At 39.1% G+C, this 20,911-nt stretch carries 18 protein-coding genes; 10 read left to right on the top strand and 8 right to left on the bottom strand.

The genetic code is table 11. The features are described 5' to 3' along the window. Positions 1–34: 34 nt before the first annotated feature. Positions 35–934, top strand: coding sequence for a LysR family transcriptional regulator (locus PaeCFBP13512_RS15605; RefSeq protein WP_137224290.1), 900 nt, complete (start codon positions 35–37; stop codon positions 932–934). Position 935: 1 nt separating this feature from the next. Here PaeCFBP13512_RS15605 and PaeCFBP13512_RS15600 read toward each other — a convergent pair whose 3' ends face one another. Next, positions 936–1,625, bottom strand: coding sequence for an NAD(P)-dependent oxidoreductase (locus PaeCFBP13512_RS15600; protein ID WP_137224288.1), 690 nt, complete (start codon positions 1,623–1,625; stop codon positions 936–938). Between the two features lie 193 nt (positions 1,626–1,818). Here PaeCFBP13512_RS15600 and PaeCFBP13512_RS15595 point away from each other — a divergent pair, with 193 nt between their 5' ends. The 7 genes from PaeCFBP13512_RS15595 to PaeCFBP13512_RS15565 all read left to right on the top strand — a co-directional run bounded on the left by PaeCFBP13512_RS15595 (position 1,819) and on the right by PaeCFBP13512_RS15565 (position 10,666). Beyond that, positions 1,819–2,397 (top strand): TetR/AcrR family transcriptional regulator, encoded by a 579-nt coding sequence (locus tag PaeCFBP13512_RS15595; RefSeq protein ID WP_137224286.1) that lies wholly within the window; start codon positions 1,819–1,821, stop codon positions 2,395–2,397. 131 nt (positions 2,398–2,528) lie between these two features. Continuing rightward, positions 2,529–5,315: a hypothetical protein gene (locus PaeCFBP13512_RS15590; RefSeq protein WP_137224284.1), complete on the top strand. Its 2,787-nt coding sequence runs from the start codon at positions 2,529–2,531 to the stop codon at positions 5,313–5,315. Between the two features lie 11 nt (positions 5,316–5,326). Further along, positions 5,327–6,598, top strand: a complete 1,272-nt coding sequence (locus PaeCFBP13512_RS15585) for an efflux RND transporter periplasmic adaptor subunit (RefSeq protein WP_137224282.1) — start codon at positions 5,327–5,329, stop codon at positions 6,596–6,598. Next, positions 6,595–7,290, top strand: coding sequence for an ABC transporter ATP-binding protein (locus PaeCFBP13512_RS15580; RefSeq protein ID WP_137224280.1), 696 nt, complete (start codon positions 6,595–6,597; stop codon positions 7,288–7,290). Before PaeCFBP13512_RS15585 ends, PaeCFBP13512_RS15580 begins: the two co-directional genes overlap by 4 nt. After that, complete coding sequence (locus PaeCFBP13512_RS15575) at positions 7,287–8,456, top strand: ABC transporter permease (RefSeq protein ID WP_137224279.1); 1,170 nt, start codon at positions 7,287–7,289, stop codon at positions 8,454–8,456. Before PaeCFBP13512_RS15580 ends, PaeCFBP13512_RS15575 begins: the two co-directional genes overlap by 4 nt. A gap of 51 nt (positions 8,457–8,507) precedes the next feature. Next, positions 8,508–9,977, top strand: coding sequence for a sensor histidine kinase (locus PaeCFBP13512_RS15570; RefSeq protein ID WP_137224277.1), 1,470 nt, complete (start codon positions 8,508–8,510; stop codon positions 9,975–9,977). Next, positions 9,974–10,666 (top strand): response regulator transcription factor, encoded by a 693-nt coding sequence (locus tag PaeCFBP13512_RS15565; protein WP_137224275.1) that lies wholly within the window; start codon positions 9,974–9,976, stop codon positions 10,664–10,666. The genes PaeCFBP13512_RS15570 and PaeCFBP13512_RS15565 overlap by 4 nt, the downstream gene beginning before the upstream one ends. Positions 10,667–10,751: 85 nt before the next feature. Here the strand turns inward: PaeCFBP13512_RS15565 and PaeCFBP13512_RS15560 are convergent, their stop codons facing one another. The 4 genes from PaeCFBP13512_RS15560 to nfsA form a co-directional block, all read right to left on the bottom strand. Next, positions 10,752–11,855: a Gfo/Idh/MocA family protein gene (locus PaeCFBP13512_RS15560; protein ID WP_161594284.1), complete on the bottom strand. Its 1,104-nt coding sequence runs from the start codon at positions 11,853–11,855 to the stop codon at positions 10,752–10,754. Then, complete coding sequence (locus tag PaeCFBP13512_RS15555; protein ID WP_193555958.1) at positions 11,848–13,197, bottom strand: NtaA/DmoA family FMN-dependent monooxygenase; 1,350 nt, start codon at positions 13,195–13,197, stop codon at positions 11,848–11,850. The genes PaeCFBP13512_RS15560 and PaeCFBP13512_RS15555 overlap by 8 nt, the downstream gene beginning before the upstream one ends. Before the next feature lie 80 nt (positions 13,198–13,277). Then, positions 13,278–13,715 carry a MarR family winged helix-turn-helix transcriptional regulator gene (locus PaeCFBP13512_RS15550; RefSeq protein ID WP_069327583.1) on the bottom strand — a complete coding sequence of 146 codons (438 nt, stop codon included), beginning with the start codon at positions 13,713–13,715 and terminating at the stop codon, positions 13,278–13,280. A gap of 91 nt (positions 13,716–13,806) precedes the next feature. After that, positions 13,807–14,547, bottom strand: a complete 741-nt coding sequence (nfsA, locus tag PaeCFBP13512_RS15545) for an oxygen-insensitive NADPH nitroreductase (RefSeq protein WP_137224271.1) — start codon at positions 14,545–14,547, stop codon at positions 13,807–13,809. Positions 14,548–14,757: 210 nt separating this feature from the next. On the opposite strand from nfsA, the gene PaeCFBP13512_RS15540 reads away from it, so the two are divergent. Both PaeCFBP13512_RS15540 and PaeCFBP13512_RS15535 read left to right on the top strand, forming a co-directional pair. Beyond that, a complete protein-coding gene (locus tag PaeCFBP13512_RS15540) occupies positions 14,758–15,129 on the top strand; it encodes a winged helix-turn-helix transcriptional regulator (protein ID WP_069327585.1) in 372 nt (123 codons plus the stop codon). A 149-nt stretch (positions 15,130–15,278) separates the two neighbouring features. Next, complete coding sequence (locus tag PaeCFBP13512_RS15535; protein ID WP_137224269.1) at positions 15,279–16,466, top strand: macrolide family glycosyltransferase; 1,188 nt, start codon at positions 15,279–15,281, stop codon at positions 16,464–16,466. A gap of 40 nt (positions 16,467–16,506) precedes the next feature. Here the strand turns inward: PaeCFBP13512_RS15535 and PaeCFBP13512_RS15530 are convergent, their stop codons facing one another. The 3 genes from PaeCFBP13512_RS15530 to PaeCFBP13512_RS15520 form a co-directional block, all read right to left on the bottom strand. After that, positions 16,507–17,466, bottom strand: a complete 960-nt coding sequence (locus PaeCFBP13512_RS15530) for an SDR family oxidoreductase (protein WP_137224267.1) — start codon at positions 17,464–17,466, stop codon at positions 16,507–16,509. Between the two features lie 234 nt (positions 17,467–17,700). Further along, entirely contained in the window at positions 17,701–18,648 is a 948-nt protein-coding gene (locus PaeCFBP13512_RS15525; RefSeq protein WP_069327588.1) for an AraC family transcriptional regulator, read from the bottom strand. 148 nt (positions 18,649–18,796) lie between these two features. Continuing rightward, complete coding sequence (locus PaeCFBP13512_RS15520) at positions 18,797–20,857, bottom strand: serine hydrolase domain-containing protein (protein ID WP_137224265.1); 2,061 nt, start codon at positions 20,855–20,857, stop codon at positions 18,797–18,799. Positions 20,858–20,911: the final 54 nt, after the last annotated feature.

The following is a 20,911-nucleotide window of genomic DNA, read 5'->3' as shown; positions in this document are numbered from 1 at the left end:
TCTATTTATGTAAATATACAAAGGAGGAATAGGTATGGAAATTAGAGTGTTGCGTTATTTTTTGGCTATTGCAAGAGAAGGAAGTATTACAGGGGCGGCGGCATCATTACATATGACACAACCTACGTTATCCAGACAATTGAAAGATTTGGAACAGCAATTAGGCAAAGCACTATTTGTGCGTAGTAGCCATCATGTGATTCTGACAGATGAAGGTATATTACTCCGAAAAAGAGCAGAAGAAATTATAGAAATGGTCGATAAACTAGAAGCTGAATTTCAATCTATGAAAGAAACAGTACGTGGTGATGTGTATATTGGTGGTGGAGAAACAGAAGCTATGAAGCAGATTGCACGAGGAGTTAAGCAATTACAGTTGAACTATCCTGATATCAAGTACCACCTCTATAGTGGAAATGCTGAAGATGTAACCCAACGATTAGATAAAGGATTACTTGATTTTGGCATTTTGATTCAACCGGTTAATATATCTAAATATAATTACATCCATATCCCTGCTACCGATGTCTGGGGCGTTGTTATGCGTAAAGATAGTCCACTTGCTCAGAAAAAAACGATCCAACCAACCGACCTGATAGACTTACCGTTGATCTGCTCAAGGCAAGTCATCAAGCAATCGTTTACCCAAAATGAATTTGTAGATTGGTTTGGGGGTCTATTTGATACATTGAATATTGTGACTACGTATAATCTTGCTTACAATGCCGCCATTATGGTAGAAGAAGGCATCGGATACGCTTTAATGTTAGATAAGATTGTGAATACGTCTAGCGAGAGCCCACTTTGCTTCAAACCACTTGAACCCCGACTTGAAACGGGTTTAGTGATGGTTTGGAAAAAAGATCAGATCTTTTCAACAGCGGCAGATACATTTTTAAAAGAAATTCAGGCTAGCTATGGAACAAATACGTAAGTTATGATTGCCCAACATTAATGATCTTTTTGATCCATGATGGCTCACTGGTCGCTGCTCGAACAAGACAGTCTGCGCAGTCTACAAAGGATAAAGGACGAAGTGGCGCAATACGTGTTAAGGGCCCTGCTGTATACGTTATAGAGTTAGCGGTATGACTCAGTACAGAAGGACGTACAATTACCCAATCTAGCTTACTTTCGATTACTGCATGCTCAGCGATCGTTTTGTCTTTGATTGCTTTTGAGAAAATAAATCGCATAGTACGTACTGCACTCTGATTTACAGCCGAAAGTTCTTTTCCATTACTCAAATTAATCCCGCTTTGCATCACTAGACGTTGAACTCCTGCTTGCTGACAAGCAGATAAAATATTCGGTATCCCTTCTGACATCACAGTACCCGGTGAAAAATTGGCTGCAAGAACATTCAAGAACCCTTTGGACAGCGGATGACGTGATGAGAAGTTAGTCGCTGGGCCGATGCAACTGATCACTACGTCTGCACCTATCATAGCTTGGATCATACTAGATGTATTGTACACATCTCCCTGATAAACATGAAGTTGCTCGGTAGGTGCAATTACTTCTGGTCGACGAGCGACAGCGGTAACTTCATGATCTAATTCAAGTAAACGCTCTACCACTTTCTTACCTGTGGCTCCTGTCGCTCCAATAACGGTAACTTTCATTTCTATATTCCTCCTTAGGTGATTACATGAATACATTCGGTTCAAAAATGCACACTCGTGCATTAAGGAATAACTATGTATAATAGTAAAGAGAACTACAGCATTTACAATGATTAAAAATATAATTTTCGTGTATTAGTTCACATTCTTTTTAGAACTGTGTATTAAGATAAAGAAAGATGGTGCTTCAGATATGGTACAGATCGATCGAAGAGTACGAAAATCGCAAAAAGCTATCAAATCAGCTATTATCGACCTCATGATTGCCAAAAAGTTTGACCAGATTACGATACAAGATATTGCGGATCAAGCAGATGTTAGCCGAAGAACAATTTATTTGCATTATACCGACAAATTCGATTTGTTAGATAAGCTGATTCAAGAACATATTGAAGAGATGCAAGAAATTTGCAATACAGAAGACATGAATGCTACTTATATGGAGTCAGCATTATTATGGTTCGAATACTTTGAAAATCAGTATTCATTCTTCTCTGCCATGCTAGCTAGTAAAGGAAGTTCTTTTTTTCGTACTCGATTCTTAGATTTTTTTCTTCAAGAATTAGAACAAGGCATAATAGACGAAGGAGGGCGAAAATTAACAGAAGGCGATTATGTAGATATTCAGTTTTTAGGAGCGGCTATTCTAGGTGTAGTGGAATGGTGGCTCAAGAATAAGAAACCTCACCCTCCCTCTTTTATGGCTGAACGATTGGGATTATTACTTGAGCATCATTTTGAATTATATGTATATCCATCTCCCAGTTTATAAAAATTTTATATTTAATTTAACTCCTGTACAGAAATAGTTTGCTTTTGTTTATGTGTAATTTAACTTTCTCCTCTAAGATCAATCTATAATTCAACCTTTATAGGGATGATGAAGATCAGGAGGAACAAGATATGAAGAAATACCCTGCATATTTAGTAGTACTCGCAGGCATGGTTGCACTAAGCCAGACGATCAATAACCCTGTACTTGCAGCTCCCACGCACCTTACGACTACTCAGAGCACCACTTTTACGAGCGCTTCGTTAAAAGCACTTTCTTCCATCTCGCTTCAATCTGGAGTGAGTGTGAAAGTAACAGATATCCAATTAGCTAGTAAAAATACAGGTAACATTCTAACCTACACACTGAGCTATACTAACCAAACATCCAGTCCATACAAATTAATGAATAGCTTTTCTAGAGTGAAAACAACACATACTTCTCCCGTCAAAGGAATACCTATTCCCGATCAGAAAGATCAAGTGACGATTTCACCAAAGTCTACTCAAGCAATCACATACTATGTAGATATGAAAAAAGACAATACTTTAGCCAGCAGTCAGATCATTATGTATGGTTGGGATTTTAATAGTTCCAATTATGAGAAAAAGCTAGGTACATTTACGATCCCTTCGACATATTCGCCTGCGATAGCTCAAGGAAAAAGTAAAAAAGTAACGATCGGTAATTTACTACTTAATCTCAAGCCACAACAGTTACAAATCGTTCGTTTTAATAATAAGTTATATGCTCGTCTAGCTTTACAAGTAACCAATCTAAGTACAGAAGGGTTAGATCGTCCTCCGTACCATACGTATTTACAATCGTCTAATCGCTCTAATTTTGAAATGCAGTTAGATTACGCTAGCCGTGATATCTCGATTCAACCTGGCGATACCAAAAGTGTCGGTTATATCGTTGCTATCCCTGCTTATCTCAACACGACCAATATGTCGTTACAGATCACTAGCAATACCGCTCAAACGGATCCTAAAAGTGAAACTTCAACTACCAGTACGACAACGGATATCGAACTACCTATTGTAGCGTTTAAGCTACCTAAGGTAAGCCCTTCGAGTCTAACTGTTCCTGTATCCGCATCTCGAAAAATAACCGTCGATGGCATCACGATTGAGACGCAGTTGAAAAAAGCGACAATTTCTACAAGCGGAGATAAAGCTGTATGGACGATGCAATTTAGAGTCAAAAATATAGGCAATCAGGCTATCCTTTTACCTACTTATGAAGCATCGATAAAAACAATAGAAGGATATACCTTCCCAATTAATACCAAAGCATTAACCAATCTAGCACTCAAACCGTTACAAGAAAAGCAAATTCAACTATCTGCTGAAATTCCAGCGCAATTAAAACAGCAACAGCTACTTTTGCAGTTGTTAGAATCGTCAGCCCCCACTCCGAGCAATACGACGACTAATACGCAGGTATCCGATCGTACCCAAGAATCAAGTCCGATTATTTTACCGACTGCTTTTTATATGATTCCTTACAGTCAGGAGCAGAATCAATCGGCTCAAACGGAATATACCTTTGATAATAATGTGGGTAGCTTTGGCGTGACTCTGGAATCGTTCCAACGTATGCCGTGGGCAGCTGAAGATATCGTAGTAGCCAAAATTCGTCTACGTAATGCAGGTACTTCTTCGGTTACATTACCTACTCTGGGCGGATCGATCAAAGCACAAAATAATCGAATCAGTAGCCCTGTGCAGATCATTGCGGAACAAGCAGATAACTCACTAGATGCAGGACAAAGCAAAGTTTACTATCTGGTTAGTCATTTCAGTGCGGATCTGGATCTATCGCAACTAAAAATTGAACTTTATCCTACGGTAGATACTGCCAACAATGATACAAACAGTACTACAACCAATATAACGAATCCTAATACTAATTCACTGGATAGCGATAATCCATTTTTATCTCTTCAAGTCGGTCAGATTAATTCTAATATTGCCAAAATAGCTCCTGGTGCTTCTTTCCATATCCAGACTACAGGTAAAAAAGCAGAAATCAAAGAGCGACGTACGATGATGTATGAAGGCGCAAGTCAAAAGATCGCTTATACCGAACTTGAAATGAAGAGTGAAGAAAAGCGTACTTCGACCCCTGCACGTCTCGTTGCTTATTACAAAACACCAAATAATGAATATTATGAAGCAACAGTGAATCAATCCGATAAATCGGTCGGACCGGATGGGAAAAACTTGATTACTGTATGGAGCAAATTACCGACTTCAATCAATACCTCTGGACTCACACTATATCTAGGTGAAGCGATTAATGATGGCAAACTGTCTACTGCAACGACAACACCGACAGGATATATCAATGCAGTTGAACTGGGGCTTAACAAACAGACTCCACCGGTTGTGGCTAGTGTAAGTAGTGAGATGGAGTTGTTCCCGTACCGCTTTGCGATTACAGGTGCAACAGGTTCATTAGCAGAAGGTCAGGAAAGTATCGCTTTGAATATGACCTATAACTTTAGCAAAGACAATACCTACAATATGGGTACGTACGGGCATAATCTGATTATTCAGTGGGTTGATCCATCCGGTCAAATGCAAGAGAAAACGATGGTACCCGGAACCGATTTAACTCTAGGCAAATCAGTCCCTTATTCCACTACACTCAATAGCAATGTATACAAAACAATGAAAGGTGGCCGCTTCTTGATCAATGTGTATGATGAATTTGAAGGAGAGCGCATCCTTCTGGGTACACAAAGCTACAGAATCGATTACACAGCGAATATCGTAAATACACAGCCATCATCACCTGTCGATAATCCAACAACCAATCCAAGTGTACCTCCGACAACGAGTCCACCGGATTCATCAGATCCAAGTCCTAGCACCAAACCAAATCAATCTACAGATCCATCTGCTAAATAACGGAGGAACCTATGAATAGTAAAAAACGAATTTGGATTACACTAGCTATTATTATTGTTTTAGTCGCTTCGGCGGTTACTGGTTATGTTCTCTGGCCGAAGTCGCAAGAAGAAATAGTCGTTGAACCCACTCCTTCTATTCCTGTACAAAAAGGAGAAATTACCGTGTTGATCAAAGGTGCTGGGTCAATTAAACCAACAAGTCAGACTGTCGTCTATGCGGATCATGAAGGTAATATTAATCAGGTTAATGCTAAGATCAATACCCGTGTTCAAAAAGGGCAAGTCTTGTTCACGTATAAAAACAAAGATAATGCTAAAGATATCACCCAACAGACCAATACACTCAAGCAACAACAAAGCGATCTACAAGATAAGCAAGAACAGTACAAACAGCTTGTTATGAACAACGCTACACCCACAGAACTTGATAGTGCTCGTCTAGGTATTGAAAAAGGAAAAGACGATATCACAGTCACAGAGACCGAAATTGCACGTTTGCAAAAAGATCAAGCCGCTCCTGCTCCATTACTGTCTCCAATCAGTGGCACGATTACCAAAATGAGCGTTTCTCCAGGTGGGGCTGTAAGTAGTGGCGCAGAAGCATTTACCATTATTGATTATCAAGATTTGAGCGCTACCATTCAGGTTGACGAGTTAGACGTTCTCAAAATTCATCAAGGATTAAAAGCTACCCTTCAGCTAGATGCTATTCCTGATCAAACCTATAATGGCAAAGTATCTATGATTGCGAATGAAGGTGCGATCAAAAATGGTGTTTCTACTTTTGGTGTAACTATCCATCTTGATCAACCGGGTGAGATTAAAGCAGGAATGTCAGCTCAAGCTACGATTTTGGTAGAACAGAAAAAAAATATTCTTGTGTTGCCTATTGAGTCGGTGATTCAGCAAGGGAATCAATATGTGGTTCAAAAAGCTAGAGTATCGGCTGGAACGCAAAATGCACAACCAGATACCACTACCGAGCAGAAAGTAAGTATCGGTATACACGATGATAGTCAAATTGAAATCAAAAGTGGTCTAAAAGAAGGAGATCTGGTCGTTATTCCATCCAGTGATATGAGCGGATTGAGTACATCTGCATCAGCAAGTACGATGTCTAATATGGGTGGATCAGATGATAGCAGTTCTACCCCAACTTCAGATAGTAGTTCGACCGATAGTTCTTCTACAGATAGCAGTAGCAACACGTCAACAGACAGTAGCAATACAACGACTGATAATAGTAGCGATAGTTCTTCTACAGGCGGTGGCACACCATGAGTCAGGAGCCACTGATACAGATCAATCATATGAATCATGGCTATATGATGGCAGGACAACGAATGCCTATTTTACAAGATATCTCGATGACAGTGAATCACGGTGAATTTGTAGCGATTATCGGCCCTTCCGGATCAGGGAAATCAACATTAATGAATATGATCGGATGCCTTGATCTGCCAAACAGCGGAGAATATATACTCGATGGGCAAAATGTACGCAAAACATCGGATAATCGCCTTGCCAAAATTCGTAACGAGAAAATCGGGTTTATTTTTCAAAGTTTTAACCTGTTGCCTAAGTTATCGGCAATCGAAAATGTAGAACTCCCTCTGATCTATCGTGGATTGTCTTATCGTGAACGTAAAAAAAGAGCAAGTCAGGCATTAGAGCAAGTTGGATTGCATGAACGGATGTATCATCGCCCGAATCAGTTATCGGGTGGTCAGCAACAGCGTGTAGCGATTGCTCGTGCTCTTGCTGGCGATCCTCCTTTGCTACTGGCAGATGAACCGACAGGTGCACTCGATACCCATACAGGTAAAGAAGTGATGCAAATGATTAAAACACTGAATCAACAAGGTCATACGATTATTCTGATTACCCATGATCTAGATATTGCCGATCAAGCCAAGCGAGTGATTCGTATTCAAAATGGGGTGTTGACTGAAGATCGGAGGAATCCTGAATGATCTTTTTTCAAAGTGTACGTATGGCTTTGCTCAGTGTGATTAGTAATAAAATACGTTCTTTTTTGACCATGTTAGGTATTATTATTGGAGTATCCTCCGTTATTCTGGTCGTGTCTGTGGGGATGAGCTTTAATGGTCAGATTAGTGACCAATTTGGCGATATGGGAACCAATTTACTTTCGGTGAATGTTATGGGGCGAGGAGTTACCAGTTCGCTTACGTATGATGAAGTGATTGCCTACAACAAGATCAAAGGAGTATCGGGTGTCTCTCCTACCCTTTCAGGTAATGTCACTGCCAAGTACCGTAACAACAATGTCGATGTATCCTTAGAAGGTGTTATCCCTGCCTATGAGCATGTGAAAGATTTTCATGTACAATCGGGACGATTCGTTCTGAATATCGATAGTCAATATCGGCAAAAAGTAGCTGTGCTTGGTTCTTCTACAGCAACAACTCTATTTGGCAGTGAGAATCCAGTCGGTCAGGATATACGTCTTAATGGAGAAACATTCAAAATTGTAGGCTTGTTACAAAGTAAAGGCACTAGCTTAATGGGTTCTAATGATGAGAAGATTCTGATCCCGCTGGCTACAGCAGAACGCTTTTTGCAGACCAAAGGTATTCAAACGTTTGAAGTCAAAACGGTGACTGAACAAGATATTCCTACGGTCAAAGCGATGCTTGCTAACAGCCTTGAACAAAAATTCAAAGATTCTTCTGCTTACGATATATTTGATGCTCAAGAAATGATCAAATCGATGGAAAAAACCAATGCGTTAATGTCAGCATCTTTAGCAGGAATTGCGGGTATTTCACTGATTGTGGGTGGAATCGGGATTATGAATATTATGATCGTATCGGTAAATGAACGTACTCGTGAGATTGGTATTCGCAAAGCGATCGGGGCGAAAAAGAGTAATATATTGATTCAATTTATGATTGAATCGATATTTTTAAGTACTCTTGGCGGGTTACTGGGTATCGGTGTAGGGCTTGGATTGGTATGGATTGCTGGCAAGTTCACTCCATTTCCAATTCAATATGCGTGGAATATGGTGACGATTTCTTTTGTATTTTCATTTGTGATCGGTGTACTATTCGGGATTATTCCTGCCAATAAAGCTGCACGATTACGACCTATTTATGCGCTACGTACCGATTAAATGCTACAATACATCCGTAATCACTTATACACATTAAAAGGAGTACGTGGTATGACTATTAAGCAACGCCTGATCATTTCTAATATTTTGATGATTGTCATACCTGTACTTATTTCGGCTATTATTATCGGAGCAGGACAATATCTATCGTACCAGTATTGGAAAAATCAATATAACAGTGAAAGCTCGATTTATGATGTGCCTGAAAAAATCACTTCTGTGGCTACCGAGCTTATTCAAAACCCTCAGAAACAAAAAACAGCTGAGAAAAAGCAATTAGAAGACTATTTACAAAAGCATTCTATGCGATTGACGGTACACGATTACAATTCTCGCACGTTATTATTAAATATGGGCAAGCTTGATATCGATCCTAATAATAAAATGATAAACGCGATCTGGTCTTTGAGTGGAGAAGGCAGTATCTATCTTTCCGAAGAAGATGTGTATAGCAAAAAAGTCGCTATTAATAACCAAACGTATGTTATTTCGACATTCGATTCTTTTCACGAAAATGGAAACAGTGATGATGGGTATTATAGTCAGTACCAGATGTTAATCACACTTTTTATGATTTTATTTGGTATAGGTATTATCGTCACGATCTTTTTTACTAATCGCTTTCTCACCTATTTTGTATTCAAACGAATCAGTCAACCACTGGATACACTGGTCGTAGGTGTGCAGCAGATTAGAGATGGTAATCTAGATACACGTATCCAATATGAGAGTAAAGATGAATTTGCAGCGATATGTCATGATTTCAACGATATGGCATTACAATTAAAACAGTCGATGCAGTTAATTCAGCGTCAAGAAGAAAGTCGTAAAGAACTATTAGCAAGTATTTCCCATGACCTGCGCTCTCCACTGACTTCGATTCGTGCCTATTCGGAAGGTTTGCTAGATGGCGTTGCTAATACACCTGAAGCGCAACATAAGTACATTACGATGATTCAGACCAAAGCAAGAGATATCGACCGAATGGTTGCCAAAATCTTTCTATTTTCCAAAATGGATCTGGGTAATTATCCGTATGATCCTGAGCTATTAGATGTGAATTATGAATTGGAATCGCTAGTCAAAGCCACAGCCGAAGAATATCGAAGTAAAGGCTTGTATATCACTACTTCTTTTTCAGATCAGAAAGCTGTTATTTTTGCAGATCAATTGCAATTAGATAGTATATTTACGAATATTGTAGAAAATAGCTTAAACTATAAGCATAAAGAACGTGGGTGGGTGCATATTGAGACTCGTGTTGATCATGATCAGATCACGATTAGTATCAGTGATGATGGGCCCGGTGTACCTGAACAATCTCTACCCCAATTATTTGATTTATTTTATCGAAGTGATCCTTCACGTAATAATCCTAACAGAGGTAGCGGATTAGGGCTTGCGATTACATCCAAAGCAGTCGAACGTATGGGTGGCACAATCAAAGCTATGCATGCATCATCAGGTGGATTACAGATTATTATCGAGCTGCCATTGATTAAGCAGGAGGATATACGATGAGAAAAATACTCATTATAGAAGATGACGAAGCGATTGCATCGATAGAACGGGATTATCTTGAAATCAATCATTTTGCAGTCGAGATTGCAGACAATGGAATCACCGGTGCAGAACAAGCATTATCCGGACAATTCGATCTGATTCTACTTGATCTGATGTTACCCGGTGAAGATGGATTTTCTGTATGTCGTAGATTACGCGAAAAGCTAGATATTCCGATTCTTATGGTGACCGCCAAGCAGGAAGATATAGATAAGATTCGAGGATTAGGTCTGGGGGCAGATGATTATATTGTCAAACCATTCTCCCCTAATGAGCTGGTGGCACGAGTGAAATCTAATCTAGCTCAGTATGATCGTATCAAAGGAAAAAACGATTCCCCTCGAAGTAGTCATATTGAAATCGGTTCGTTTGCGATTAATACTCAAGCTCACCGTGCTTATTTGGATGGTAAAGAACTAGAATTGAAGAAAAAAGAGTTCGACCTGCTCTACTTTTTGATTATGAATGCCAATAATGTATTTAGTAAAGATACATTGTATGAGCGTATCTGGGGATTCGAATCCATTGGCGATAATGCCACAGTAGCTGTCCATATTAATCGATTACGTGAAAAAACAGAAGAAGATCCAAGTAACCCTCGCTATATCCAGACCGTATGGGGTGTAGGTTATCGCTTTCAACCTTAACTACGAATATCTAAATCATAGTGAACAAAAAAAGAAGGACTAATCATCAAGGATTAGCCCTTCTTTTTCTATGAGTAAAATGAACTTAAAGATATTGACGTTCGCCTGTTTGTGCCGACTTTCGTATCGCATCAATCAACTGATGAACTTTGACTGCATCTGCAAAATTTGGTGTTAATGATGTTCCTTCTTGAATATCTTGAGCAAATTTATGATAGACCTGAGCAATATTGAGAACATAACCCGGATCATTTTTGAGAGACTCAGGTACAGAGTAATATGAATCTGGAATCGTTAATTCTTGAAGCTCTGCATCTCCTACTCCTGCGCCTAGCAATTGATGTGATCCAAATTGAATCGTCATTGGTGCTGTTAGAACAATACTTCCTTGATCTCCAAAGATCTCAAGTGTAACGCCTTTAGGATGTTTGACTCCGCCTTGAATATGGATACTAGCAGCAGCACCACTGGTTAATTTTCCTGTAACTAGAATTTGATCATCTGTTGTTTTTTCGATGACTTTCTGGATATCTTCTAATTGCACTTTAGCAAATTGTTGCGCTGTTGTCGCTGAAAGTTCTGCAAAATCCCCAAGCATATACGTAAATGCATCGATATTATGTCCACCTACTATAGTGAGCAAGTTACCGCCAGATGTGCGATCAAACAAGTAAGCTGTAGATTTATCAGCTTTGGCACCCATACCTTGCATCGACACTCTTAATTGCGCAGACAATACTTTTCCTATATATCCTTCCGCAATAAGGTCTTTCACATAGTTGATAGCAGGAGCTTGTCGCGCTTGTAAACCGATTGCTGTTGGAATATGATGTGTTGCTACCCATTCTTGCATTTCAATAGCTTCTTCTGTCGTAGATCCCAATGGCCATTCGCTATAAATCGGCTTACCTGTAGGAATAATAGTTTTGACTGCATCATAATGCTCTTTGACATTGATACTAACGACTACCATATCTACATCATCATGTTGAGCCAGTTCTTCGATTTGATCAAAACCATGAGTGGCTTCAAAAGCCTCTGCACTTTTTTGAGCACTTTCTTTATTACTTGTTCCTACTGCTGTTAGCTCATACTCCTCAAGATGCTGAAGAGCTGGAATATGTGTACCACTTGCCCATCCGTTATTAATAGACCCACCGATAATACCTACTTTTGTTTTTTTAGTCATGTTTATAATCTCCTTTTTGTACTCCATATTGATAAGGAACTTTCATATTTTCACGCAAGGTATTTCCTTCGTATTCTTTATGAAATACACCACGTTCTTGTAAAATAGGAACGACTAGATGAACAAAATCAGCCACTCCATCAAACGATGCATCCGGTACAATCGAAAATCCATCACATGCCCCAGCAAGAAACCATTCTTCTAAAAAGTCAGCCACTTGCACAGGTGTACCTGCCACCACAGGATGATAATTGATTACTCCATGAGCCAGCACATCCCGAATAGATAAGCCTTGTTGTAGCAATTGTAACGCTTTGGGTGCACGAGGGTCCATCGGGCTTGCATAAGCATATTGAAGTTGCTCGGTTGTTAAGGGTTGATCGATATCTACCGAATGTATAGATAACGGTACATTAATCATAGAACCGAGATAACTGACTCTACCTGGAATCTCTTCAGGATTGAAATCCATAAGTTGTTTGCGACGCATAAGTGCTTCTTCTTCTGTGGCTCCTAATGAAAACATAAACCCTGCAAACATTTTAATATCATCAGGATCACGACCGAACTGGATAGCATTTTGCCGAATAGCTTCTCTGTGTTCTTTTGCAGATTGAATATCATAAGGATTAGCATAGACCCCGGAAGCGAATCTCCCTGCTAACTCTAACCCTTCCTGACCTCCTCCTGCTTGGAAAATTACAGGCTGACCTTGCTCAGATGGTGGAATAGGCAGTGGCCCACGAGTCGCATAGTGTTGACCTTGAAGATGAACCGGTTGGATTTTGTCCATATCTGCAAATTGCCCTGTCTCTACATCCAATGTCCAGGCATCTTTTTGCCAACTTCCCCATAAAGCTTGAACTATTTCTATAGCTTCATGCGCTTTTTCGTATCTTTCTTGACGATTAATAGGCTTGCTTCCAAAGTTAGCGGCTACATTAGGATCGGATGTCGTCACAGCATTCCAGCCTACTCGTCCATGACTGATCACATCTAATGCTTTGAATTGACGTGCTAGATTGTACGGGTAATTAAAAGTTGTAGATAGTGTAGCAACAAGACCAATGTACTTGGTTTCTCTAGCGACAGCCATCAAAGCCAGCATCGGGTCCATCGGAAACATAGGTGTCTTATGACCCAAGCTACTTGTTAATGCTGGTGTGTCTGCAATAAAGATCATTTGGAACTTACCTTGCTCGGCTAACTTCGCACGTTCTACATAACTATCTATATTTGTATAGGCAGCTGGATCGGCACCGGGCATTCTCCAAGCATTGAATTCAGCGCCATACCCTGAAATCATTTGTAAAGATAACTGCATTTCCTTTTTCTGTTCCATATTTATCTTTCCTTTACTTAGCAAGCTAACTATATTTTGAAATAAAATGATGCATTTGCAATGATTTAAGGAAGAACAACTTAGGATAAGTTGCTCTCCATTTGTTTTAAAAGCCTTCTTAAAAACACACGCTCTTCTGGAAAGATAGAGTCTAGTAACTTTTCCTGTTGCTCTTTCCATTTCTGATCTACTGGTTTTTCCAACAATCTTCCTTCATCTGTCAAAAAAATGCGCATCACACGAGCATCATGTTCATCACGCTTACGATATATAAATCCATTTTGTTCAAGAGACTTGACCATATTGGTTACAGTAGGTGGTTCACATTTTAAATGCTCACATAATTGCATTTGTGTGATGCCATCCCCTAACCATAATCGATATAATAATTTATCTTGACCTGCATAAAGATTAATTTGTCGCAAAGATTCATTATAGTCTCGACGCATTTGGGAAGAGACACGATCTAACGACTGGCGGATATCACAATCCACTTGATCTTTGACCGGTTCGTTCATCTATCCATCATTCCTTATTTCTTCAATAGTAGTTAGCGGGCTAAATATAACATGAAGAAATTAATGTGTCAATTGACTGTAGCAGCGACATTTATTTTTTGGCGTATCCCATTTTATTTAAATAATTCATCATATCAGGCAGGATACTTCTTTCCAAATGATCTTGAATATGATCGCTCCATCCTTTAACGGTTTTGACTGTGAAAGGCGCACGAATCGGGCGAGCTTGATAATATTTCTTCACTGTATCATCATAAACAGCCAATTGTTCTGTGTCCAATGGTTGGTATTGATTGTCAAACAGTACCATGGATTTCGGTAAGCGTGGTTTAAGACCTGCTTTCTCTCCTGCTGGAACACCGATGCACAAGCCTACTGCTGGAATTACGTATTTAGGTAACTGAAGCAATTCAGATAATTTTTCAATATTAAGCTTAACTCCACCGATATACACGCCACCAAGCCCCAACGATTCAGCCGCAGTTAGAGCATTTTGTGCCATAAGTCCAGCATCCACTAAGCCAATCGTTAGAAATTCGATATATTCGATATCTACTTCAGGAGCGATTTCATGATTGCGATGGAAGTCTGAACAGAAAATCCAAAACTCTGCTGCTTCACCGATATAAGGTTGATGACCACAAAGCTCCATAACTTCTTGACGAAGCGCTGGATCTGTAATGCGAATAATAGATACGGCTTGTAAAAGACTAAATGATGATGTTTGCGTAGCTGCTTGGAAAATGGCATTGCGTTGTTCTTCTGTTAATGGTTGATTGGTGTAAGAACGTACAGATGAATGGTTATGAAGTAATTCTAACGTTTTATTCATGATTACTTTCTCCTCTAATTTTCAATAATATGATACACTATTACTTAGCTTGCTAAATATAAAATTAATATTTCAAATCATATTCAGTTAGTAACTATCGTTGCTCATCGCTTACTGAAACTATCATAAAATGAATAATTCAAGCTGTATAGAGGGCAATTTAAATGAACATAGTACATTTTTGTGTACTTAGGGAGGAATCAGATTACGATGAGAGTGTGTAAAGATGGATTTCAAAGAGAATTTATAGAAGACAAATCAGATATGTATACTATTGCGTTTACTCAAAATATTTTATCCGGGCGCTGGAAATACTTTATTCTATGGTACTTAAAAGGTCATACACGTCGTTATTCAGATATCAAAGCGTTTCTAGGTGATCTTTCGCAAGGTTCTCTTAGTAAACAGCTTCGAGAATTAGAAAAAGATGGTGTGATTGAGCGTAAAGTGTATCCCGTCGTTCCACCGAAAGTAGAATATTCGCTTACCGAAAAAGGCACCAAACTCATGCCTATTTTAGATGCTATGGAGACTTTTGGTAAAGCGTATGGTGAACAGCCAGATGATACTTCACTTGTATAAATGTTGATTGCAATAGAGTCTATCGCATCCCAACTAAAGAGTACTTAGGACGATACAGATCGGCAAAATTGGAAAATGAACCATTTATTGTTATCATAAAACAAGTACCATATATAACATTCTTCATATACCAAAAAGGAGTGATACAAATGCTACGTATTTTAATTGTGAATTTTCCAGCAGAAGGACATGTGAATCCAACATTAGGAATCACTCATGCTTTTACATCGCGCGGGGATGAGGTTCACTATATTACAACCGAGAAGTTCAGAGATCGAGTAGAAGCCGTTGGAGCGATTGTTCATGTTCATACTGATCTGCTTCGAAATGCGTCTATCCATGTAGGTAGCCCCAACGGAATAAATGAATTTTTAAACATTCATATTCAGACTTCGTTACACATTTTAGCATTAACCGAACAGCTATCGCAGACCATGCAGTTTGATTTTGTATTTTACGATAAATTCGGAGCTGGTGAATTAGTGCGAGATTTTCTGAATATTCCGGGTATTTCCTCGTCTCCATCTTTTTTGATATCTAATAATCAAATGACTAAACGAATTTTCCCGAGTCATGTGGATACGACTTCTCAGATTGCCGAGAACATTCAAGCTGGATTATCGCTAATGAAAGAGAAATACAACGTTATGCCTAAAGAAATGGGTCAATTTATGAACAATAACGGCGCTCTAAATGTTGTTTATACAAGTAAATATTTTCAACCCAATGGCGATCAGTTTGGCAATGAACATCTTTTTATTGGACCTAGCTTTCCAAAACGTACTGAAAATACTTCATTCCCACTTCATCTTCTTAAAGATCAAAAAGTACTATATATTTCAATGGGAACCGTTCTGGATCACACCGAACAATTCTTTAATACTTGTATCGAAGCTTTTACAGACTTCAAAGGTATCGTAATCATTGCTACAGGTGAGAAAGTTGATGTTACAAAGATTAACCCTGCTCCTGAACATATCATGATTTTACCTTATGTTCCTCAGTTGGAAGTGTTACAGCATGCTGATGTATTTATTACGCATGGCGGGATGAATAGTGTTAATGAAGGTATTCATTTTAATGTTCCTTTAGTCGTTTTACCTCAAGATAAAGATCAGCCGATGGTCGCTCAGCGCCTAACAGAACTGCAAGCAGGTTACCGTATTACCAAAGATCAGATCCATGTGCAATCGCTCAAAGAAGCCGTACAGGAAGTACTATCGAATCCTTTATATAAAAAAGGTGTGCAGGAAATTAATAAAAGCTTCCAACACACAGTCGGTCCCCAAGAAGCACTAGATCGAATCGATGCTTATCTTGAACATACCAAAGATTAAATAATTATAATAACTAAGTCAGTATTATAGCTCCAATATATTAAAAGTAATGGCTATGCTCCATATCTGTAAATAAATCAGGATGTTGTATCTTCCAGTCTAATCGCTCTTGAGTGAATGCACTGGAAACGTAATTGTCTACAGATACAAAAGCACCTAGCCAACCAAAATGAGAACCAGCCTGTTCTTTCTTGATACTCGATACAGGTACATTTAGATAACGACCGATGGCATGAGCAATATCACGAAAAGGCACTCCTTCTTCTCCTACTGCATGGAATATAGAACCAGCTGAAGCGTATTCCAAAGCGAGTCTAAAAAGACGAGCTGTATCTAATCGGTGTACAGCTGGCCATCGATTTGCTCCGTCTGCTACATAAGCCGATACGCCTTTTTTACGAGCAATGCTAATCAAAGTCGGTAATAGACCGCTTTGATCACCTATGCCATGTACAAGTGGGGCTATACGAATAACAGAAGAACGAACCCCGTGATTTGCGAGTGTCAGCGTTGTTGTCTCTGAAATCGTCCTTCCGCCTCCTACTGATTGAGGATCGGAAGGATCATTTTCAGTTGCTAAGGAACCGGCTCGTAGTGCCATTGTTGGAAACGCCATGACAAGTGATCGATCTTCTCCCGAAAGTGCTTTTCCAAGCGTTTCAATCGCACGTCGATCCGTCTCCGTAGCAATTGCCATAAATCGAGATGCCGCATGACGAGGATTACCACCCAATACAATCTTTACACGTGTAGATAAGCTGGCATGCGAGAATTTATGAAAAAAAGCAGTATGAATCACGCCATCTGCGTTGTCTACTCCTCTACGTAAATCTTCTACACTTTCCACGTTTCCTTGTTGGGCTGTTGCTCCAAGCGCGGTCAGCTTATGAGCTCCTTCTGTAGAACGGACAAGCCCTGTTACTTGATGCCCTGCTTGAATCAACTCTTGAATCACTGCTGTTCCTATAAATCCATTCGCCCCTGTGACAAATACACGCATCATTTATCCTCCTAAGATCGTTATTGATCATTTTAATGTTCTTGTTTGCTATAGCTATATATGGGATCTATTTTTAAGTCTTTTGTAGTATAGGATAGATTGTCGGGTGAACTTTGCCTATTCTGCGTGAATTCTTGCCTATTTTGCTAGAAAGTCTATATATACCAAAAAACCTGCAAAGCCAGTAGCCGCAGGTTCTATTGCATAGGTGTATTTAAATGATATTCCTATCGCTTAACTGTTCATCTGTTGACGCCATCTATTCATATCCCTACTAGGAGGACTTCCAAAAAAACGGCTATAGTCTCGACTAAACTGCGAATCGCTAATATATCCAACCATCCGACAAGCAGTGATAGCATCCATACGACCGGACAACATGAGTCTTCTTGCTTCTTGTAGACGTAATGCTTTTTGATATTGTAACGGACTCATCGAAGTAATTGCTTTGAAATGCTCACGGAAAGAAGATTGACTTAAATGAACCATATCAGCCAACTCGGGAATTTTTAAAGGCTGTGCAAAATGTTCTTGAAGCCAGCGAATCGCTTTGGCGACTCGTTGTACATTCGATTCTACAAAAACAGTCTCAGCCACAAATACACCGATCGGACTACGCAGAAGCCGTATAAAAATTTCATCCACAATAAGCGGAGCAAGTAATTCACTATCGTTAGGATGAGCAAGACACTCGACCAAACGGGCAACCGCATGTATAAAGGCTAGATCACCCGGTATCATATATCCAGCACTGCGCTCTGTCACTTTGGGCAATCCTTGAGGGTATACTTTGGGTACTAATTCAGCAATTCGTTGTGGATCAAGATATATCCCTACCCCGAGAAAAGGCTCAGTGGGACTGGCTACGATCGTTTTCATCATGACAGGTAAAGCGACCGGAGCGACAAAGATCGTCGAACCACCATATTCGAAATGCTCATCCCCGACCTGAATTACTTTTTTGCCTTGAGCCGCTATACCTACTGTAGGCCAGTACATGGTATGCGTATAATCTGCTTTTTCCATTTGAGAGAAACGATTAAAGTATAATCCTGAAATCTGCTCAGCACCGTAACTTCCATCTTTAGTCGCATTGATCGAGATCAAATCTGCTAATCGAGCCGTTTCAGCTTCCAATGCTTTTTGACTCTGTTCTGTAGAATGAATCTCTAATTTATTCATCGTCTCCAATGCCTCTCTCAGGTACTTATATATTTACTAGAAGATTATAATACAAAAAAAGAAGTACGCATAAACATTCTTTCTGTTTGTACGTACTTCTTTTTTATTCTATTCTTTATTTAGATTATTTTATTTAACTGGTATTGTTTTACTTTTTACCCCATGTTACTTTCAACACATCGCCTGCTTCGCCACCAAAAACAATCAAACCGTTTTGAGGAAGAACCACTGATTTTTTGTGATTAATAATAGAAGATTGGACAACCATTCCTTTATCATCGTATACAACAAAGCCTGCATTGTTGGCATAATCGACGATGATTGATTTACCAGCTGTCGTTTTATCTATTTTGAACCACTTTACATGTCCATTAGAAGCGATCGTGACTTTAGAAGCATTTTGTTTAGATAAAGGTTGAATCGCATCTTCTGGAATATATAGTTGTTTGACTGCTTTTAGATATTCCACATTATTTTGTTTGACAAATTCTAGATCGAAAGTATCTCTGCCGGTCATAACAGGAATCTGTGCTACATTGACAGCGTTGTTCTGATCGATGATTCGATCTCCATTGACATAACCATTTGTAGCATCGACCTTCAATGTTTTAGTCAAAATAGACGGTGCTATATAAAAAGCAGAATTAATCTTTTCGTCTACAGCATAATATTTTTTACCATCACGTGCTTTCCATGTTTTTTGTACGACAGTCGAAACTTTATTTTTACTTAATTTTTGATATTCATAAAATACCATGACGGTTTGCCCTAACCCCGGAAGACTTACATTTGCGTTCACTTTGATATAGGTTTTACCATTCTTTTGTTTATCAAAGCTTACTATCGCACTTCCATCTTTACTGGTAAATTGTTTTTTGCCTGTGTACACATACGTCTGAGCAGGGATAATTCCACCTAATATATCAGGTAGTGCTATTTTCCCTTTGCTAATATCCAATGTTAATGTGTTATCTAATGTGCCGTATAATCCACTATATTGCTTGAGTTCAGCAGGCATTTTGACTTGAACAGCAGGTTTGAAGGTTTGATCAGGTAATATCTTTTTGATTTTACCTTGATCTTTCAATTCTTGTAACAACAATTGAGTTGCTAATTGTGTATTGTATATAGAAGATCCTCCCGCAGAAACGACGGCAGCAGACATATCATATTCTGGCAAAGAGATCAGATCCGCATGATACATAATCGTATCTCCACCTTTGGATAACGCTTTGATTCCATAATCGCTAAAAGGAGCTAAATTAACCGCATCCCAACCCAATCCATAATTAGTTGTATTTCGTTCTTCTGGAACCCAAATTCCATTCCGATACTCATTTTTTTGCATAGCTTGAGCAGATTTTTCTGACAAAAGGTCGGTGTTATTTCCCATCAACACGTCACCAAATGTAGCTAATTCTTCTGCTGTAGAATAAATGCCGCCTGTCCCTAATATATTTGCGTTTTCTACAGGTAATGCATTTGCGATGCCCGGGAAATATGTTTTGGATAGTTGATTGCGATCAAACGTATCTAATGGCGTATGTGTAGATTTGAAATTCATGGGCTCACTAATATGAGTTTTGACAAATTCAGAATAACTCATTCCACTTACTCGTTCGACTAGCACTTCAAGTAATTGAAAACTATCGTTACTATAGACTGAAAATGCTCCCGGATCTGCTTTGAGACGTTCTGTTTGTAGCTCTTTTAATAAGTTATCGTAGTTCTGAGTATCATTATCATCAAATAGAATACTATTATGGTAATGTGACCCGTATAACCCTGAAGAATGATTCATTAATAGGCGAGGAGTGATTTTTTTGTAACGCTCATCTGCCATTTTAAAATCAGGAATATATGTCGTTAGAGGTTGATCGATATCAATTTTACCTGCATCCACTAACATCATCACCGCTGAAGTGACATACATTTTACTAACAGACCCAATTCCAAACATGGTATCCGGCGTAATCTGTTCTTTCGCCGCTTGGTTTTTGATGCCTGCATGACCGGATAAAATTACTTTACCATGATCGACAATAGCATACTGAACACCACTTGCTCCATAATCTTTTACCACTGTCGTAGCTAATTGTTTGGCTTTTTCTTCGCTAGATAGACTAGCTGTACTTCCCTGCGCAAACGTCTGACTCATCGGTACCACGGTTAATACAGCCGCTAATAGTAAACTTCCTATCTTTTTCATTCGGTATAGCCTCCTGTAATATATTCAGATGTAATCAATAACTGTATCTTACCT

Source organism: Paenibacillus sp. CFBP13512 (genome assembly GCF_005233705.1).
Taxonomy (GTDB): domain Bacteria; phylum Bacillota; class Bacilli; order Paenibacillales; family Paenibacillaceae; genus Saccharibacillus; species Saccharibacillus nuruki.
This window is presented reverse-complemented; position numbering and strand designations above follow the sequence as displayed.

Coding starts and splice junctions, on each gene's coding strand:
- PaeCFBP13512_RS15605 (WP_137224290.1), top strand. CDS start 35: ATGGAAATTAGAGTGTTGCGTTATTTTTTGGCTATTGCAAGAGAAGGA.
- PaeCFBP13512_RS15600 (WP_137224288.1), bottom strand. CDS start 1,625: ATGAAAGTTACCGTTATTGGAGCGACAGGAGCCACAGGTAAGAAAGTG.
- PaeCFBP13512_RS15595 (WP_137224286.1), top strand. CDS start 1,819: ATGGTACAGATCGATCGAAGAGTACGAAAATCGCAAAAAGCTATCAAA.
- PaeCFBP13512_RS15590 (WP_137224284.1), top strand. CDS start 2,529: ATGAAGAAATACCCTGCATATTTAGTAGTACTCGCAGGCATGGTTGCA.
- PaeCFBP13512_RS15585 (WP_137224282.1), top strand. CDS start 5,327: ATGAATAGTAAAAAACGAATTTGGATTACACTAGCTATTATTATTGTT.
- PaeCFBP13512_RS15580 (WP_137224280.1), top strand. CDS start 6,595: ATGAGTCAGGAGCCACTGATACAGATCAATCATATGAATCATGGCTAT.
- PaeCFBP13512_RS15575 (WP_137224279.1), top strand. CDS start 7,287: ATGATCTTTTTTCAAAGTGTACGTATGGCTTTGCTCAGTGTGATTAGT.
- PaeCFBP13512_RS15570 (WP_137224277.1), top strand. CDS start 8,508: ATGACTATTAAGCAACGCCTGATCATTTCTAATATTTTGATGATTGTC.
- PaeCFBP13512_RS15565 (WP_137224275.1), top strand. CDS start 9,974: ATGAGAAAAATACTCATTATAGAAGATGACGAAGCGATTGCATCGATA.
- PaeCFBP13512_RS15560 (WP_161594284.1), bottom strand. CDS start 11,855: ATGACTAAAAAAACAAAAGTAGGTATTATCGGTGGGTCTATTAATAAC.
- PaeCFBP13512_RS15555 (WP_193555958.1), bottom strand. CDS start 13,197: ATGGAACAGAAAAAGGAAATGCAGTTATCTTTACAAATGATTTCAGGG.
- PaeCFBP13512_RS15550 (WP_069327583.1), bottom strand. CDS start 13,715: ATGAACGAACCGGTCAAAGATCAAGTGGATTGTGATATCCGCCAGTCG.
- nfsA (WP_137224271.1), bottom strand. CDS start 14,547: ATGAATAAAACGTTAGAATTACTTCATAACCATTCATCTGTACGTTCT.
- PaeCFBP13512_RS15540 (WP_069327585.1), top strand. CDS start 14,758: ATGAGAGTGTGTAAAGATGGATTTCAAAGAGAATTTATAGAAGACAAA.
- PaeCFBP13512_RS15535 (WP_137224269.1), top strand. CDS start 15,279: ATGCTACGTATTTTAATTGTGAATTTTCCAGCAGAAGGACATGTGAAT.
- PaeCFBP13512_RS15530 (WP_137224267.1), bottom strand. CDS start 17,466: ATGCGTGTATTTGTCACAGGGGCGAATGGATTTATAGGAACAGCAGTG.
- PaeCFBP13512_RS15525 (WP_069327588.1), bottom strand. CDS start 18,648: ATGAATAAATTAGAGATTCATTCTACAGAACAGAGTCAAAAAGCATTG.
- PaeCFBP13512_RS15520 (WP_137224265.1), bottom strand. CDS start 20,857: ATGAAAAAGATAGGAAGTTTACTATTAGCGGCTGTATTAACCGTGGTA.